The organism is Jeotgalicoccus aerolatus (assembly GCF_014635205.1).
Classification (GTDB): domain Bacteria; phylum Bacillota; class Bacilli; order Staphylococcales; family Salinicoccaceae; genus Jeotgalicoccus; species Jeotgalicoccus aerolatus.
This window is the reverse complement of sequence record NZ_BMCN01000001.1, coordinates 898,965-914,749: the sequence shown is the minus strand read 5'-3', so window position 1 is coordinate 914,749 and position 15,785 is coordinate 898,965. Positions and strand designations below refer to the sequence as shown.

Here is a 15,785-nt window from a genome sequence, read left to right as displayed (position 1 = left end):
TCATGAAAATTTTATCACTGAAACATACCCCTTTGTTAACAGTGAGAAATTTCTCCCATCCCCTTTGTTTGAGTAGCACATTATAGAAGATGTGCTACTTTTTTTATGCGCAATTTTAACTGAATATTTTAAATAATTATGACCATCTGTGATATATGTCACAGATGGTTTTTTTTATTTTTCTATACTTAAAGTAAGGAAATAAAGTTCAGGGAGGGACGTCTATGTTAAAGGAATATGAAAGTAAAAAACAGCCGGCGGCTGATAACAGAGATTCGTTGAAAGGTACACTGTTTTCAACAATTGTATTTGTCGGCGGGGCAATTGTTTTATGGACACTCGTACTGCTTATATTATTTATTATGCGTTTTTAAAAAGAGGGGGAAATAAAAGTGAAAATGCACAAATATGAAGAAATATGGCTCATTTTGTCAGTGGCTGTAATTATTATCGCTATGGGCATTACTGGCTATCAGGCATTTGCACTCGGCATGGGGCCGCCGAGTCACAAAGAAACGATAGACCCTGCACAAGTAGATTCAACAGCTCCTTTTGATAAGCCGGGAGTATACGAAGTAGGGGAAAATCAGTATGAAGTCGTTATGACATTAGAAGCCTTTCAGTTTGTTCCGAATGAAATTACTGTGCCACAAGGTGCAGAAGTAACATTCATTATGACGTCAAAAGACGTTGTACATGGCGTGAACGTGCCTCATACAAACCTGAACACGATGGTCGTGCCTGGCCATATACAAGAAATTACACAGACATTTCACGAGTCAGAAGAATTCATTATGATCTGTAATGAATATTGCGGCACCGGACACAATATGATGTCCGCAACGATAACGGTGGAGGGGTGATGGCATGGATAAATTGAGAAAAGTTCAGGTGAGTACCCTGGCACTGACAAATTTTGCAACAGCCTTCATCCTGCTCTTGCTTGGCGGATTGTTCGGACTCATTCAAGGATTGAACAGAGCGGGTGTGCTTGAAATTGTTGGCGGACTGAATTATTACGAACTGTTAACTGCACACGGAATCTTTTTAATTTTAGGTTTTACGACATTGTTTATGAACGGATATTTATATTCAGCTGTGGATTACGTACTTGGCGGACTATCTAAATCCGTCAGAGTGCTCGGCTGGCTGAGTTACTCGAGCTTTATCATTGGAGCGGTCCTGGTCACAGTGATGGTGCTGTCAGGAGAAGCAACAGTACTGTATACATTCTACGCGCCAATGGCTGCGAGCCCGTGGTTTTATATCGGTTTGGTCTTCGTAGTACTGAGTATATGGCTGTCAGCAGCAGGTGTATTTATTAGTGCTTTTACATGGAAGAAACGAAACAGAGGGAAACATCTGCCGCTGTTTGCCTTCTTCGCAGTAGGGGTATACCTGCTCGTCACATTCGGATTGCTCGGTGTGACGTGGGAAGTCTTAATGTTAATTCCGTGGGCATTCGGCTGGACTGAAACGATAAATGTACTGCTCACCAGAACATTGTTTTGGAGTTTTGGCCATACGCTTGTTAACGTCTGGTATCTGGTTGCAGTGTCGGCATGGTATATTGTGCTGCCAAAAGTAATCGGCGGTAAAATATTCAGTGACAGTCTGGCGAGACTGGTCGTTATTTTAATCGTTATACTCAACGTTCCAGGAGGGTTCCACCATCAGATTGTGGATCCAGGGTTTACTGAAGGACTTAAATTTATGCACTTATTCATGAGTCTTGCTATCGGTTTCCCTTCATTGATGACTGCATTTGCACTATTTGCGACACTTGAACGTGCTGGCCGTCATGCAGGCGGCAAGGGGCTGTTCGGCTGGTTCTTTAAACTGCCCTGGAAAGATGTGCGTTTCATTACGATTATGCTGGCGATGATTTCATTTATCTTCGGTGGAGCCGGAGGGATTGCACAGACAAATAACCAGCTGAACCAGGTTGTCCACAACTCGATGTGGGTCGTTGGACATTTTCATGTTACTGTCGGAGTGGCAGTTGTACTGACTTTCTTTGGACTGATGTATTGGCTCATTCCACATCTGTCAGGACGGGTTATGACCGCTAAAATTCATAACCTTGGTATATGGCAGACGATGTTTTGGACAGTCGGCATGCTGTTCATGACAATATCTATGTCGCTGGTTGGCCTGATGGGGTCACCGCGCAGAACAGAATATACAACTTACGGTGAAAGTGCGACAGCACTCGGCTGGGATCCATACCTGCTGTTTGTAGGGGCAGGCGGTACACTGCTCTTTGCAGGTGTGGTTCTCATGGTTTATATCGTGTTCAACTTAATGTTCTTTGCACCAAAAGGTTATACGGAATTCATGGCGGCTTCTGATGAAGGACTGCATCATACGCCGAAATGGACGGAAAACTGGGGCTTATGGGTTGTGCTTGCTATCGTTATTATATCGATGGGGTATGTAGTACCGATAATCGATATTATAGAAAACGCACCGCCTGGATCACCGCCAATCAGAACGTGGTAACATTAAACTAATAAAGGAGGATGAATACTGTGAAAAAAGACATTGCTGCGGGAATCGGTATCGTCGTATTCGGTATCATCCTTCTGTTTTTTACAACAAACGGTTTCACTGCATTTACGATGGAACAGCAGCGCGTACAGGATTTACAGGCACAGCCTCCAGAATTTCCTGACGTTGAAGTTGTCGACCAGACAGGTGAGTCATATAATTTTAGAGAATTTGAAAATAAGCACGTACTGATGACGTTTATTTATACATCGTGTGCAGCGGCGTGTCCTGAGATGTCCACAAATATGAAACATGTATATGAACTGACAGAAGGTAAGTACTTTGAAGATGATTTGGTGTTTTTAAGTATTTCGTTTGATACAAAAAGGGATACAGTAGAAGTACTCGGACGCTATGCAGAATACTTTAATGCAGATGCTGAAAGTTGGAAAATGCTGAGAGTGCCTGATGATAAGGAACTTGAAAAGCTGCTTAGTGTCTACGGGGTGACTGTAATTCCTGAGGGAGATGCTGATTACCAGCATAATACGTCATTTTATATTTTAAATCCTGAGGGGCGCTTAATAGAAGTGCTGGATTATAAAGATCCTGAAACAGCTGCTGAAATTTTAGAGAAATATCTAAGAGAACAGGAGGAAAAGTGATGAGACAATTTTACTATGGTTTGGCACTTTTCCTGTTTCTCGCACTGCCGCCTGTCCGTCATCTGCTGGAGTCTATTATGGCGATGCATATGCACATGCAGATGATGCTGCTTTTAGTTTCAGGTCTTTTAATGGCACCGTTTATACAGAAAAAATTCCCCGCTTTATTTATGAATTTCAATAAATCTGGGTATCCGGGGCTGCTGCTGTTTTTAGTGATTATTTTGTACTGGCTGCTGCCGAGAACGATGGATGAGTCGCTTGAGCTGTGGACAGTGGAACTTTTCAAATTTATTTCGCTGCCTTTTCTGGCAGGAGTGCCGATCAGGGACAGCTGGCCAAAACTGCGTGAAGCATCACAAGTCGTGTTCTTTCTTGTACTTGGTGTCATATTTTCTGTGATGAGTTATTTATATGTCTTTTCAGAAAGTACACTCTGCAATAACTATTTAATGACAGATCAGAAAACAGTAGGCTACGGTTTTATGTTTTTGGCAATAAGTATTTTGATTTATGTACTGCTAATACTATTTACAGATCAGCGGCAGTATTTTGAAAAGGACAGCAGTTAATTATTTTACAGTAATATAGTCATTGATTTTTCCGGTATTGAGAATAATAAATCCTTCTTTATTTTCGTACATCAGTCCGAGCTTTTTAAAGAGAGAAATATTACGGCTGACTGTTTCTCGTGACAATCCGATCATACTGCCGATATCCTGTTTTGTGACACGGAGTGTTATCAGGGAGTTGTTTTCATCGATGTCTTCGCCATAACTGCCGGCAAGTCTTAAAATTGAACGCAGCAGCTGTTCGTCAGCCGGGTGCAGTATTTTATCATACAGCCGATTTTGCAGGTCGACGATCATCGAACCCAGATATTTAAACATTTTCATCATAATATCACTTTGGTTTTTCAACAGTGTCTCAAAATCTTGTTTACTGATCATCAGCACTGTCGTTTCATTCATAGAAACAGCATTGGCAGGATATGGATCATCGCGAAAGATTGCATGATGCGGCACCATTTCTCCAGCACCGAAAAAATTAACAATCTGTTCACGGCCCCCTGAACTGATTCTGTAAATTTTAATATTACCTTCCAGTATAAAAAAGAAATACTTCATTTCATCTTGCTGATAAAATAAATGATTTGATTTATGAAATGCTCTGACATGAGTAATTTTGGCAATCTCTTCCTGCTCACTGTCAGTCAGTGTATTAAAAATAGTAATTTGAGAGATTAAGTCTTTAATCATGAACATGTGCCCCCTTGTTCCTTTCAGTATAATACAAAAAACATCCCGTATAGGCTGTTTTCAGCAGTAACGGGATGTTTTTTCACTTTATACTTTAGTTTTAAGAGGCAAGGAGGACTGTTTAAGCTGATAAAATGATTGGTTGTTTAAACTGACTTCATCGATTAGGCGCTGGAGCCGCAATTTTTTCAGTTCATTTAAAAGCAGGCCTGCACGCCATTCAAATATCGTTTTTAATTCTTCAAAGCTGACGAGTTCGTGTGCTCTGATGTAATCGATTATACTAGGCAGCTGTCTTTTTTCTATTTCGATGCCGACCAGCTCATTAATTACATAAGTGTATATATGATAGGGGTATGAGCCATCTATCTTAACGCCTTCAGATTTAGCATCACCTGAAAAGAAAACCATTGCAGGAAGGTTGTCTATATCCATCTCTCTGAAAACGCACAAGTCATATTTCAGCATGGCATCGAGTGAAGAAGAATGCAGATCTTCGTGGAAAGATTTTAAATCGATGCCTGCCAGTCTTGCACTGTCGTCAATCATCTCTTTTGTACATATTGTATTAGACGGGTTAATCCTGTTAAAAATATATCTGATAAAAGCACGTGCTTTAGACTGTCCCTGGATCTCGGCCGCTTTGTATGCCAGCGCGACGTTATCGTCGCTCGAAGTCGATTGTGCCTGGCATTTAGTCAATACAGATAAGGATGGTGCCAGTATCTTTTTAATTGTTATATGTCCACGGTATTCTATTAATAATTTATTTATTATGGGTTCCATCGTAATACAGTCATCTGAAAATGGATCAAAAAAATAAAATATTTCGACTGTGTGATCCGACTGCTCCAATAACAGCATGTCTTCACTATTATTTTTGCTCACGTATTTCACCTCTATATTTTTGTTGACGGGATCTAATCTTGACTGTTAACCATGTGTTTTGCAGTCAGTGTATAGCGTGCCATCAAATATTCACGTAATTCATCGTGGATACCGACATCCAGTATAGCCTGATTCATATTTTCCAGCCAGGCTTCTGCTGCTTTGGGAGTAATAATAAACGGACCGTGCCGGGCTCTCAGCATCGGATGACCGTATTGCTCGTTGTATAAATTAGGACCGCCGAGAAATTGAGTCTGGAATAATTTCTGTTTATAGGCCGTTTCTGTTAAATCGTCGGGGAAGAGATGGTTAATCCGGTCATCATTCTTTACATAGCCGTAGAAGATATCAATCATTTCATACAGCTTTTCTTCGCCGATTTCTTTGTAAGCTAAAGGCATCAGTACACCCCTTTCTGCTGTTTTAAAGCATTGTAAAAACGTGCACTTTTAACAATTTCTTCTCGTCGTACAATACCATATTTATTTAGGATATGTGTGAATTCTGCTTGTCCTGTGCTGACATCGGGGGCTTCGAATTCTAATTCATAATCAGTTTCCCCGAGATAAGTACTCTTATCGAGCACCAGCAGTCCACTGTGGGACTCTTTTTCAAAACGCTCTGTCGTCAGCGCACCCTGGATTGCAAAATCTGTAACAGGTATGTTTCTTTTAATTAATTGCTCTCTTATATTTTCAGGGATACTGCGTTCATTTATTTTAACGCCCTCAGCAAGATTTATATCGGTCTCGCCGGAGTATTCATAGACCACGTGACGCTGGTCCGGGATTTTAATTGTCATCAGCTGCTTCTGATCCTGCACTCTGATGCGGAGCATCAGCAGGTTATTAATCAAGTCAAGATTACTATTATCTATGTAGTAATTGACCAGCTGCAGCGGTTTTTTTTCAGGGAAATGATCGTTCTTAATTTTACTGTGCTCGCTTTCAGTGAGCAGATTTTTAAACTCTATTTCTTTTTCGAACATTACCACCACTCCTCATCGTTATTATCCTTAAATTTTTTTAACCTGTAAAGCAAACAGATTGTATATATAAGAATTCACCGGTTATGGTAGAATATATATCGTCAGAAGTAAAAAATACCGGCCTTTACAGTGGAGTCTGGAGGATGAATAGAATTGGAAGAATGGAGTATATTTTTAGCCCCGTACAGACAGGCGGTGGAAGAACTTAAAATCAAGCTGAAAGGTATTCGAAAAGATTATCAGATTACGAGTCAGTCCTCGCCGGTCGAATTCGTAACGTCTAGAGTTAAACCTGTTCAGAGCATAATAGAAAAAGCGAGCACAAGAAATATTCCATACGATAGTTTGCGTGCACAAATGTACGATATAGCGGGTATTAGAATTATGTGCCAGTTTGTTGATGATATAAATGTCATAACGGAACATATCAAATCGAGAGAAGATATGCGGGTGATTGAAGAGAGAGATTATATTGAGAATACTAAGGAAAGCGGCTACCGTTCATATCATATAATTATCGAATATCCCGTTGAAAGTGTGAATGGCAAAATTAATATTCTCGCAGAAATACAAATTCGCACGCTGGCGATGAATTTCTGGGCGACAATTGAACACACTCTGAATTATAAATATTCAGGAGAATATCCGCCTGAGATTAAAAACAGGCTGCAAAATGCAGCAGAAGCAGCAAATCTGCTGGACAAGGAAATGTCTGAAATCAGAGAAGAAGTACAGGAAGCGCAGAAATATTTTTCCAAAAAGCGTAATATATAAAGAAATCAGGTGATGAAATGAAATTTTCTATAGTTTCAAAAGGGGATACTAAATCGAATGCTTTAACGGATAAGATGAAAAATTATATGCTTGGAATGGATATGGTACTCGATGAAAAATCTCCGGAAATTGTAGTTTCTGTCGGCGGTGACGGGACACTGCTTCAGGCATTTCACCGTTATCAGCATATAGTCAGCGACGTCTCGTTTGTCGGTGTTCATACCGGCCATCTCGGTTTTTACGCAGACTGGGGACAGGATGAAGTTGAGCGGCTGATTGTAGCACTTAAAAATGATAACTATGAAATCGTTGAGTATCCGCTTGTAGAAGTAATGATTCACTACGATAAAGTAGGCATGGAAACAAAATACCTTGCATTAAATGAAGCGACGCTCAGAATGACCAACGGTTCGACGCTCGTTATGGATGTCGATATCAGGAACCGCCACTTCGAAAGATTTAGGGGAGACGGCTTGTGTATTTCCACACCTTCAGGATCAACTGCTTATAACAAGGCATTAGGCGGCGCCATTATACATCCGTCAATTGAAGCGGTTCAGATGACTGAAATCGCTTCGATTAATAATCGTGTGTTCAGAACGGTCGGTTCTCCGCTCGTTTTACCGAAGCATCATTTCGTCAACGTCAGACCGGTGAACAGCGAAGAATATCAAATGACGATTGATCACGTCAATTTAGTTCATAAGGGCGTAAAATCGATTCAATTCTCAGTAGCTGAAGAGAAAATCCGTTTTGCACGCTTCAGGCCATTCCCATTTTGGCAAAGAGTGCACGATTCATTTATTTCATAAAAGATTTTGTTGAGAGTGGGTAAAAACATGTCTAGAGACGATAGAGAAATAAATTTAGAAGAAGTCAGACAAAGTCTGGCTGTTTATCTTGATGAAGAAAATCTCGATGGATTCAGAGAGATATTTATCGACCTTCACAATTATGAACAGAGTGAAATATACCAGTCTTTAACTGATGAACAGAGAAATACTTTATATGAATTTTTAAGTCCGGAAGAAGTTTCTGATTTCTTCGATCTGCTTGAACTTGAAGCAGACGAGTATGAAGAACTGCTGGATAAAATCGATGCGCGTTATGCAGCGCATATTATCGGTGCTATGCAGTACGATAATGCCGTGGATATTTTAAATGAAATATCGCGCGAAAAAATGACGACATATTTACCGCTCATGAATAAAGAAGATGCAGCGGAAATACGCAGTCTTTTAAATTACGAAGAAGATACTGCCGGCGGTATCATGACGACGGAGATCGTCAGCATCAACAGCTTGATGACGGTACGTGAAGCGATGCGCTTTTTAAAAGAAGTTGCGCCGGACTCGGAAATGATCTATTACTTATTTGTCACAGACCCAGCTAATCATCTTGCAGGGATCATTTCTTTAAGAGAACTGATTATTGCAGATGATGATGAATATATTGGAGATGTCATGACTGAACGCGTCGTGTCAGTTAGAGTATCGGATGACCAGGAGGAAGTCGCACAAATTGTGAGAGACTATGACTTCCTTGCTGTACCGGTTGTCGATTTCCAGGATCATTTAGTCGGTATTATTACAGCCGACGATATTATGGACGTTATTCACGAAGAGGCCGGGGAAGACTACTCAAGACTTGCTGGTATGAGTGATAACGAAAGTACGTCGGATTCAGCAGTTAAAACTGCTAAAAAACGTCTGCCCTGGCTGATTGGTCTTACCTTTATGGGAATGATCACAGCTTGGATGCTGTCATTTTTTGAAGATACTCTGGCCCGGGTAGTTCTGCTCAGCGCCTTTATACCGGTGATAAGCGGGATGGCTGGAAATACAGGAACACAGTCTCTGGCTGTAGCCATCCGCGGGATTTCCACCGGTGAGATTAAAGAATCCAGCAAACTTAAGCTCGCCGGCCGCGAACTGGGGTCCGGATTTATAACCGGCCTTGTCTGCGGTATTGTAATTTTTCTAATTATTATTGTGATGTACCAGGAGCCGGTACTCGGCATTATCGTCAGCGGCAGCCTGCTTGCTTCGATGTCGGTAGCGACAATTATCGGTACCATTGTACCGCTGCTAATGAATAAAATCGGTATTGACCCGGCCATTGCAAGCGGTCCGTTTATTACTACTGCGAATGATATTATCAGTCTTTTAATTTATTTTGCACTCGCAAATGTATTTATGTCGAGCTTATTGTAGTGTTATTTCTTGCATTAATGCTTAAGAAAATGTAGATTAGTAGTAGGTACTAATACTAGGGATGAATTAGGAGGATTTCTGAATGGATTTATCAGGTAAAACATATGTAGTTATGGGTGTAGCCAACAAAAGAAGTATTGCATGGGGTGCAGCCCGCGCTTTAGATAAAATGGGTGCAACCCTTGTCTTTACTATTTTAGGCGAAAGATTCCGCAAAGAGTTAGATAAACTTCTTGTTGATCTTGAAGGCGACCACGACATTATCGTTGAGTGTGACGTAACAAGCGACGAAGATGTTGCAAAAGCATTTAAAGAAATTGGAGAAAAAACAAACGGCATAGACGGTGTGCTTCACGCCATTGCCTTTGCAGATAAAAATGAATTGACAGGCGGTTTCAGCGAAACGTCTCGTGATGGTTTTAAAATGGCGCTCGATATCAGTGCATACTCATTAACGATTGTATCAAAATATGCTAAAGAAATTATGAATGAAAACGGCAGCATCGTAACGATGACATATTTAGGCGGAGAACGTGCAATGCCTAACTATAACGTAATGGGTGTAGCAAAAGCTGCGCTTGATGCGAGTGTGCGCTACCTTGCGTATGATCTTGGAGAACAGGGTATCCGTGTTAACGCGGTATCAGCAGGTCCGATACGTACTTTAAGTTCATCTGCAGTAGGAGAATTTAAAACAATTCTTAAAGAGATTGCGGAACGTGCACCACTTAAACGTAATGTTGATCAGCTTGAAGTTGGCAATACAGTTGCATTCCTCTTGAGTGACTTATCGAGCGGTATGACTGGTGAAGTGCTTCACGTAGACAGCGGTTACCATATCATGGCATAAAAAAACTCCCTAGCGGGAGTTTTTTTATGTCTTTTTTACTGACCTAATTTAAATGTATCTGTGACGTGCCAAATACCGTTTTCCAGCTGAACACATAAACTGATTTTATCCAGTGTTTCACTGTGATCGATACCGATCATTTTTAAATGACTGAGTACGTCTTCAAATTTTTGAGCAGTTTCCTCTTGTGCAAGAGTGAAGTGCGGTACGAATGGATGACTTGCATCGCCGTAAAATCCGCCTTCGTTAAAAGCATCGTGAATTGAAGTTAATGTTTCATTGGGTTCAACTTTAAAGTAAACGACCTGTTTTTTTGGAGCAAAACTTGAAACCTTTTTGATTTCAATTTCCGTAGGCTGGTGTTTAGATGCCACGCTTTTAATAAATTCTTCAATTTGCGGCTTCTCATGTTCTTCTGCTTCAAAAGCTTCTTTAACTGTAATATGCGGTGCGATATATGAGTATCTAGCATCATAACGCTTACGATATTGGTTCACAGTATCCTGAAGTTTTTTTGATGGAAATAATGCTATTCCAAATTTCATTTAAAATGCCTCCCTAAACGATTTGTTTCAAGTATATCATTTTACAAAAATAAATGTATACGTTTTCTATCCAAAATAATGAAGTAGTACATTCTTCAGCTCAGGCTTCCATGTTTTCCAAATATGTCCGCCCTCTAATTCCCGGTATGTGTATTCGAGCGGTTCAGCTTCCAGTACTTCATTCAGCTCACGGTTGGGAGTCAGGAAATCTGCCTGCTGACCCATAATCGTTTTAAAATCATCTTCTTTTGTACCGATAGTATGGTAAAGATTTAAATTGATCATACTCATATTATTTTTAAAACGATCGATAAATGCCCCGTCAACGAACGGGCTGAAGGCAAGTGCCTGGCTAAAAGTGTTTGGATAGGTCAGCGCGACTGATAAAGCAAAGCTGCCGGCGAGGCTTTCGCCCATTAACAGACGGCTGTTTGCCATTTTAAGTGTTTTAAAATTACTGTCGATAAAACTGTTAAGTTCCCGGCCGACAAAGGTGACGAATTTTTCATGATGCTCACCGTTGGGACTGAAGTAGTGATTTCGCCAATCAACAGACGGATAAGGAATGCCGACGATGATAGTGCGTTCCAGTTCTTCGTCCTTTTCCATTTTTTCTATCAGACGTTCAATTTGCCCGTATTTAAAAAAGTCCTGCGAATCGAAAGTTATAATAACATTATACTTATAAAGATCTGAATAAGATTTAGGCAGGTAATATTGTACTTCGAAATCTTCACCGCACACCTCCGAGCTGAGAACAGTGCTGTGAACTTTTCCTGGTGTTTTATCCATATTAACGCCTCCTTATATTGTATATTACCAATTTGTCGATAGAGATAACATATATTTATAATAAGCCTTTCTATTTGGTATGAAATTACAGCCAGCAATGATATAATATGAACAAAATAATAGACTTTAGAGGTGCCACTTTATGACTAATAAACTTTGGTTTCAAAGCGGTATAGCACTTATTATTACTTTTGTTATTATTTTACTCGTCATGCAGGTTCAAGTGATATTCGAACCTTTTATTACGATAATAATGACAATTTTTTTCCCGGTATTAATAGGCGGACTGCTATACTACATAACCGAACCGATACAGCGCTTTTTAGAAAAACGCAAGGCGCACAGGCTCGTTAGTATTCTTGCAATTTTCATTATAATATTAATCGTCATTGCGATTATTGCGCTGACAGTCGCACCAATGGTTACAGAACAGGTGCAGAATTTAGTTTCCAGACTGCCAATTCTGCAAAGTGAAGTGCAGAATATAACGAATTACTTATTGAGTCAAAGAGAACGCCTGCCATTTGATATCGACCTGCAGTCAGTGACACAGGATGCACTGGATATGGGTACGAATATGCTGAGCGGATTTGTCTCTAATGCAATTACAATCGTAACAAGCACTGTCAGTGTGCTGCTGACTCTAGTTCTTGGACCATTTTTCTTCTTCTTCATGCTGAAGGATCATAATAAATTTATTCCGTCTATGACTTCGCCGTTCAGCGGGACATTTAAAGAATTTCTTGTAGAACTTCTGCATGATATTGACCAGACTTTGCGTTCATTCATTCAGGGTCAGATGCTGGTATCCTTTATATTATGTATTATTTTATATATAGGCTATACAATCATCGGTCTAGATTACGCATTGCTCTTAGCAATATTTGCATTATTTATGAATATTGTGCCGTTTGTCGGTCCATGGGTAGCATTTATTCCTGCCGGTTTGCTGGCATTGATTCAGGATCCGATTATGCTGATCTGGGTATCGATTATTACATTAGTTGCTCAACAGATTGAGAGTAATTTAATCACACCGAACGTTATGGGTCAGTCGTTAGCACTGCACCCGCTCACAGTTATTACAATCGTGCTTGCAGCTGGTAATATTGCCGGATTTATTGGTATTTTAGTTGCGATACCGACTTATGCAGTAATTAAAACAATTATACAAAATATTTGGAAATACCGTCAGAACTTGAAAAATACAATGATGACTGATATTACTAAATCCAGTTAAACAGTAAAGAACCGGACTGGGGCATAAATAACTCCAGAATAAATCATCCGTACGTTAGCTCCCCGATGAGTCTAACGTACGGATTTCTTTGTCTTTTTTACTTACTTCCTCCGATATATAGGACAGAACACAAAGGAGGAATAAAATGAATCCAATTGCTTATTTAATCAGTCAGGGTTTTAAAGTGACGTCGGATCCAGCAAGGTATAAAAGCGGTATATGGGGATTAAGGAATTACACAGTAAACGGTTATAACTATGATCAATATTGCGGCGGCTATCATAGAGCATTTGATCTTGTGAAATACGACAGGGCACCGATTCCAGCAGTATTTGACGGTATAGTTACCGCGGGAACGAATAATTTTGGGAATTTTGGGTGTACCGTTGTTGTGGCTAACAAAAACTTGGGTTATCAAGTCATCTACGGCCATCTTGCAAGGCCGCTCAAAGTCCGGCTCGGGCAGCGTGTAAAACAAGGAGAAATTATAGGGTTTCAAAGCAATACGAATTATCAAAATGTCAGAATGGACAGCCATTTGCATATTCAGTTTCAAAAATACGGTTATATTAACGGGGAAAGGAATTTTGTCTGCAGCGGTATTAATCCGCTGACGATAAATATCGCAGAAAAAAAGTATAAAGCAGCTTGGCTGTGGTCGGGAATATTTGAAACTGAGCATGTTATCAATATTCGGGATTTTCCATCTTTAACAGGCAGAAAAATAGGGATAACCAAGAAAAATGTGAAATTTAGTTTCGATAAGCTGTATGATAATGACGGGTTTTGGTGGCTGAGATGTATGGATAACGGTGCACAGGTGTTTATCGCGTGCGGGAAAAAGACTTCAGGGGTAATTTTTACTAAAACTGCATTGTATGGAGAATTAAAGAGGCTCGATACATCGAAAGGAAAGGAATAAAAAAATCCATGCGCACCTGATTAAGGCTGCGTATGGATTTCTTTGTCGCTTGAAATATCGTACATTATTCTGTTCATCTGCACTTGATTGATTGCTTCCATTAAGAAGTAAGCAATAATTGCATAGACAATTACACCGCCGACTAAGAGTACATTACCCTGGATGACGCCTAAAAGAACAGCCGGTAAAAATACAGCAAGTGTAAAAAGTACGAGCATCATAATTCTGTTAGAGTTAATCGAACGCTGTGCAGATTTTAATTCAGCATCGTATTTTTTATTAACTTTGTCCATATTTACATATCGATCATCGTTGTAAACGTTAGTAATATTCACTTTACCGTGTAAGTCGTCTTCTACAAAACGTAAATCCATGTGACTATTATTCCACGTTAATAATTTAAAGAATGACATAAAATTTCCACCACCTATGTTAAAATTGTCAAATTTAGTATATAATCTAATCATATTATATTTTAGAAGGGTGGTCAATATGGCTGACAGCACACCTGGCGAAAATGATTTTGAATTTAAAATTCATCAAAATAACGCAGGTAATCTAAAAGTTACTTCACAGGCAAGCTTGTGAATGTTAATACGATTTAATATATATTATACCACTTATGCTGTCATGGTATAAAAAGTTTTTACAATTTTTATAAAATACATTTTTATATAAGCATTTAGTATGTTTTATATTTACAGGAGGAAGTTTTGAATCGGTAACAACATTAGATAAAGTAGACGTAGTCACAGTTGGGGTCGGCTGGACTGGCGGAATTATTGCCGCTGAAGCAAGTAAAGAAGGATTGACAGTAGTCGGTCTGGAACGCGGTAAAAATTACGAGACTTCAGATTATCAGCACATACATGATGAACTGAAATATTCGATCCGTTATGAGTTAATGCAGGACGTATCTAAAGATACGCTTACTTTCCGTAATGAACCGGATCAGCAAGCGTCACCGATGCGTCAGCTAGGCTTTTTTTTAATGGGTGACGGTCTAGGCGGAGCAGGTAAACACTAGAATGGAATGGTAAACCGCTTTTTACCGTATGTCTTTGAAGTTGAATCGATGACTGAAGAAAAATACGGGGAAGAAAAACTTGAAAAAGATAAAGGATACCACTGGCAGAACTGGGGTATCACATACGATGAACTTGAACCGTATTACACTAAAATCGAGAAAACGATGGGTGTATCCGGTGAAGATAAAGGCACTAACCCATTCTGGGGTGAGCGTTCGGAAGACTTCCCGACACCGCCATTATTAAAAACACCAATTTTAAAATTATTTGAAAAAGGTGCTAAATCACTTGGACTTCATCCATTCATGCTGCCTTCAGCAAACTTGAGTGAGAAATATGAAAATCCAGATGGTGAAACAATTAACCAATGTCAATACTGTGCCTTCTGTGAACGTTTTGCATGTGAGTACGATGCGAAAGCAACACCGGATGTCACTGTTATTAAAACAGCTCAAAAATCGGATAACTTTACTTTACGTCTGCACTCAAACGTAACAGAAATCATTAAAGATGAAGACGATGATTCGAAAGTTACAGGTGTTAAATTCACAGATACAGTCACTGGTGAAGAATTCATTCAGCCTGCAGAAATTGTTGCTTTAACAAGTTATGTATTTAACAACTACAAACTTCTTGCTGTGTCAGATATCGGTGAGCAATACGATCCTGAAACTGAAGAAGGTACGCTTGGTAAAAACTACAGCTACCAGCTGCACTCAGGTGCGACAGGATTCTTCGAAGAGAAGAAATTCAACACATTCATGGGTGCCGGCGCTTTAGGTATGGCACTGGATGACTATAATGGTGATAACTTCGACCATACTGATCTTGACTTTATTCACGGCGGGTTAATTGACCAGCTGCAAATGGGTGCAGATCCTGAATCAAGTGTTGTTAATAACTGGCTGCAGCACTGGGACCGCGATAACTTATTCGCAGTCAGTGCCGGAAGCTATGCACATATGAGCGGATATAATGCTACACTTACAGTAGGTGCACTGGCTTACCGTTGTGCCGAAGGAATCATCGAGTATTCTAAATCACCAGGGCGCTTAGAATCATAAAAAAAAGTGTAAACTGTAAATTATCAATATACATTTAAAAATATAAGTATATAATATAAAATAAATT

Annotated in this window: 18 protein-coding genes and 1 pseudogene; 12 read left to right on the top strand and 7 right to left on the bottom strand. The window is 39.8% G+C overall.

What is annotated here, in order from left to right:
* The first annotated feature begins 224 nt into the window (after positions 1-224).
* The 5 genes from IEU81_RS04650 to IEU81_RS04630 are packed head-to-tail and all read left to right on the top strand — an operon-like array spanning position 225 to position 3,727.
* On the top strand, positions 225-374 hold the full coding sequence (locus tag IEU81_RS04650) for a hypothetical protein (RefSeq protein WP_186090499.1): 150 nt from the start codon (positions 225-227) through the stop codon (positions 372-374).
* A 24-nt stretch (positions 375-398) separates the two neighbouring features.
* On the top strand, positions 399-863 hold the full coding sequence (locus IEU81_RS04645; RefSeq protein WP_186090814.1) for a cytochrome c oxidase subunit II: 465 nt from the start codon (positions 399-401) through the stop codon (positions 861-863).
* Positions 864-867: 4 nt separating this feature from the next.
* Entirely contained in the window at positions 868-2,502 is a 1,635-nt protein-coding gene (locus IEU81_RS04640; RefSeq protein WP_186090497.1) for a cbb3-type cytochrome c oxidase subunit I, read from the top strand.
* Positions 2,503-2,531: 29 nt separating this feature from the next.
* Positions 2,532-3,155 carry an SCO family protein gene (locus IEU81_RS04635; RefSeq protein ID WP_186090495.1) on the top strand — a complete coding sequence of 208 codons (624 nt, stop codon included), beginning with the start codon at positions 2,532-2,534 and terminating at the stop codon, positions 3,153-3,155.
* Entirely contained in the window at positions 3,155-3,727 is a 573-nt protein-coding gene (locus tag IEU81_RS04630) for a hypothetical protein (RefSeq protein ID WP_186090494.1), read from the top strand. The genes IEU81_RS04635 and IEU81_RS04630 overlap by 1 nt, the downstream gene beginning before the upstream one ends.
* Here the strand turns inward: IEU81_RS04630 and IEU81_RS04625 are convergent, their stop codons facing one another.
* From IEU81_RS04625 to IEU81_RS04610, 4 genes are all read right to left on the bottom strand, one after another.
* Positions 3,728-4,414, bottom strand: a complete 687-nt coding sequence (locus IEU81_RS04625) for a Crp/Fnr family transcriptional regulator (RefSeq protein WP_176760672.1) — start codon at positions 4,412-4,414, stop codon at positions 3,728-3,730.
* Positions 4,415-4,501: 87 nt separating this feature from the next.
* Positions 4,502-5,278, bottom strand: a complete 777-nt coding sequence (locus tag IEU81_RS04620) for a DsbA family protein (RefSeq protein WP_186090812.1) — start codon at positions 5,276-5,278, stop codon at positions 4,502-4,504.
* 56 nt (positions 5,279-5,334) lie between these two features.
* Entirely contained in the window at positions 5,335-5,703 is a 369-nt protein-coding gene (locus tag IEU81_RS04615) for a globin domain-containing protein (RefSeq protein WP_092599920.1), read from the bottom strand.
* Positions 5,703-6,290, bottom strand: coding sequence for a CYTH domain-containing protein (locus IEU81_RS04610; RefSeq protein ID WP_186090492.1), 588 nt, complete (start codon positions 6,288-6,290; stop codon positions 5,703-5,705). The genes IEU81_RS04615 and IEU81_RS04610 overlap by 1 nt, the downstream gene beginning before the upstream one ends.
* 153 nt (positions 6,291-6,443) lie before the next feature.
* Here IEU81_RS04610 and yjbM point away from each other — a divergent pair, with 153 nt between their 5' ends.
* The 4 genes from yjbM to fabI all read left to right on the top strand — a co-directional run bounded on the left by yjbM (position 6,444) and on the right by fabI (position 10,127).
* Positions 6,444-7,064 carry a GTP diphosphokinase gene (yjbM, locus tag IEU81_RS04605; protein WP_092599914.1) on the top strand — a complete coding sequence of 207 codons (621 nt, stop codon included), beginning with the start codon at positions 6,444-6,446 and terminating at the stop codon, positions 7,062-7,064.
* A 17-nt stretch (positions 7,065-7,081) separates the two neighbouring features.
* Positions 7,082-7,876, top strand: coding sequence for an NAD kinase (locus IEU81_RS04600; protein WP_092599911.1), 795 nt, complete (start codon positions 7,082-7,084; stop codon positions 7,874-7,876).
* A 27-nt stretch (positions 7,877-7,903) separates the two neighbouring features.
* Complete coding sequence (gene mgtE, locus IEU81_RS04595) at positions 7,904-9,277, top strand: magnesium transporter (RefSeq protein WP_092599908.1); 1,374 nt, start codon at positions 7,904-7,906, stop codon at positions 9,275-9,277.
* Between the two features lie 82 nt (positions 9,278-9,359).
* A complete protein-coding gene (gene fabI / locus IEU81_RS04590; RefSeq protein WP_092599905.1) occupies positions 9,360-10,127 on the top strand; it encodes an enoyl-ACP reductase FabI in 768 nt (255 codons plus the stop codon).
* A 35-nt stretch (positions 10,128-10,162) separates the two neighbouring features.
* Here the strand turns inward: fabI and IEU81_RS04585 are convergent, their stop codons facing one another.
* Together IEU81_RS04585 and IEU81_RS04580 are read right to left on the bottom strand one after the other, a co-directional pair.
* Positions 10,163-10,672, bottom strand: coding sequence for a 2'-5' RNA ligase family protein (locus tag IEU81_RS04585; protein ID WP_092599902.1), 510 nt, complete (start codon positions 10,670-10,672; stop codon positions 10,163-10,165).
* A gap of 66 nt (positions 10,673-10,738) precedes the next feature.
* Complete coding sequence (locus tag IEU81_RS04580) at positions 10,739-11,464, bottom strand: alpha/beta hydrolase (RefSeq protein ID WP_186090490.1); 726 nt, start codon at positions 11,462-11,464, stop codon at positions 10,739-10,741.
* Positions 11,465-11,606: 142 nt separating this feature from the next.
* Between IEU81_RS04580 and IEU81_RS04575 the strand changes: the two genes are divergently transcribed.
* The gene (locus IEU81_RS04575) at positions 11,607-12,704 is read left to right on the top strand and encodes an AI-2E family transporter (protein ID WP_186090489.1); all 1,098 of its coding nucleotides are present in this window, start codon (positions 11,607-11,609) and stop codon (positions 12,702-12,704) included.
* 145 nt (positions 12,705-12,849) lie between these two features.
* Positions 12,850-13,626, top strand: a complete 777-nt coding sequence (locus tag IEU81_RS04570; protein WP_186090488.1) for a M23 family metallopeptidase — start codon at positions 12,850-12,852, stop codon at positions 13,624-13,626.
* Positions 13,627-13,646: 20 nt separating this feature from the next.
* On the opposite strand, the gene IEU81_RS04565 is transcribed toward IEU81_RS04570, so the two are convergent.
* Positions 13,647-14,000, bottom strand: a complete 354-nt coding sequence (locus IEU81_RS04565; protein ID WP_231957173.1) for a hypothetical protein — start codon at positions 13,998-14,000, stop codon at positions 13,647-13,649.
* A 320-nt stretch (positions 14,001-14,320) separates the two neighbouring features.
* Here IEU81_RS04565 and IEU81_RS04560 point away from each other — a divergent pair.
* Positions 14,321-15,718 (top strand): annotated as a pseudogene (locus IEU81_RS04560) (GMC family oxidoreductase N-terminal domain-containing protein).
* Positions 15,719-15,785 lie beyond the last annotated feature (67 nt).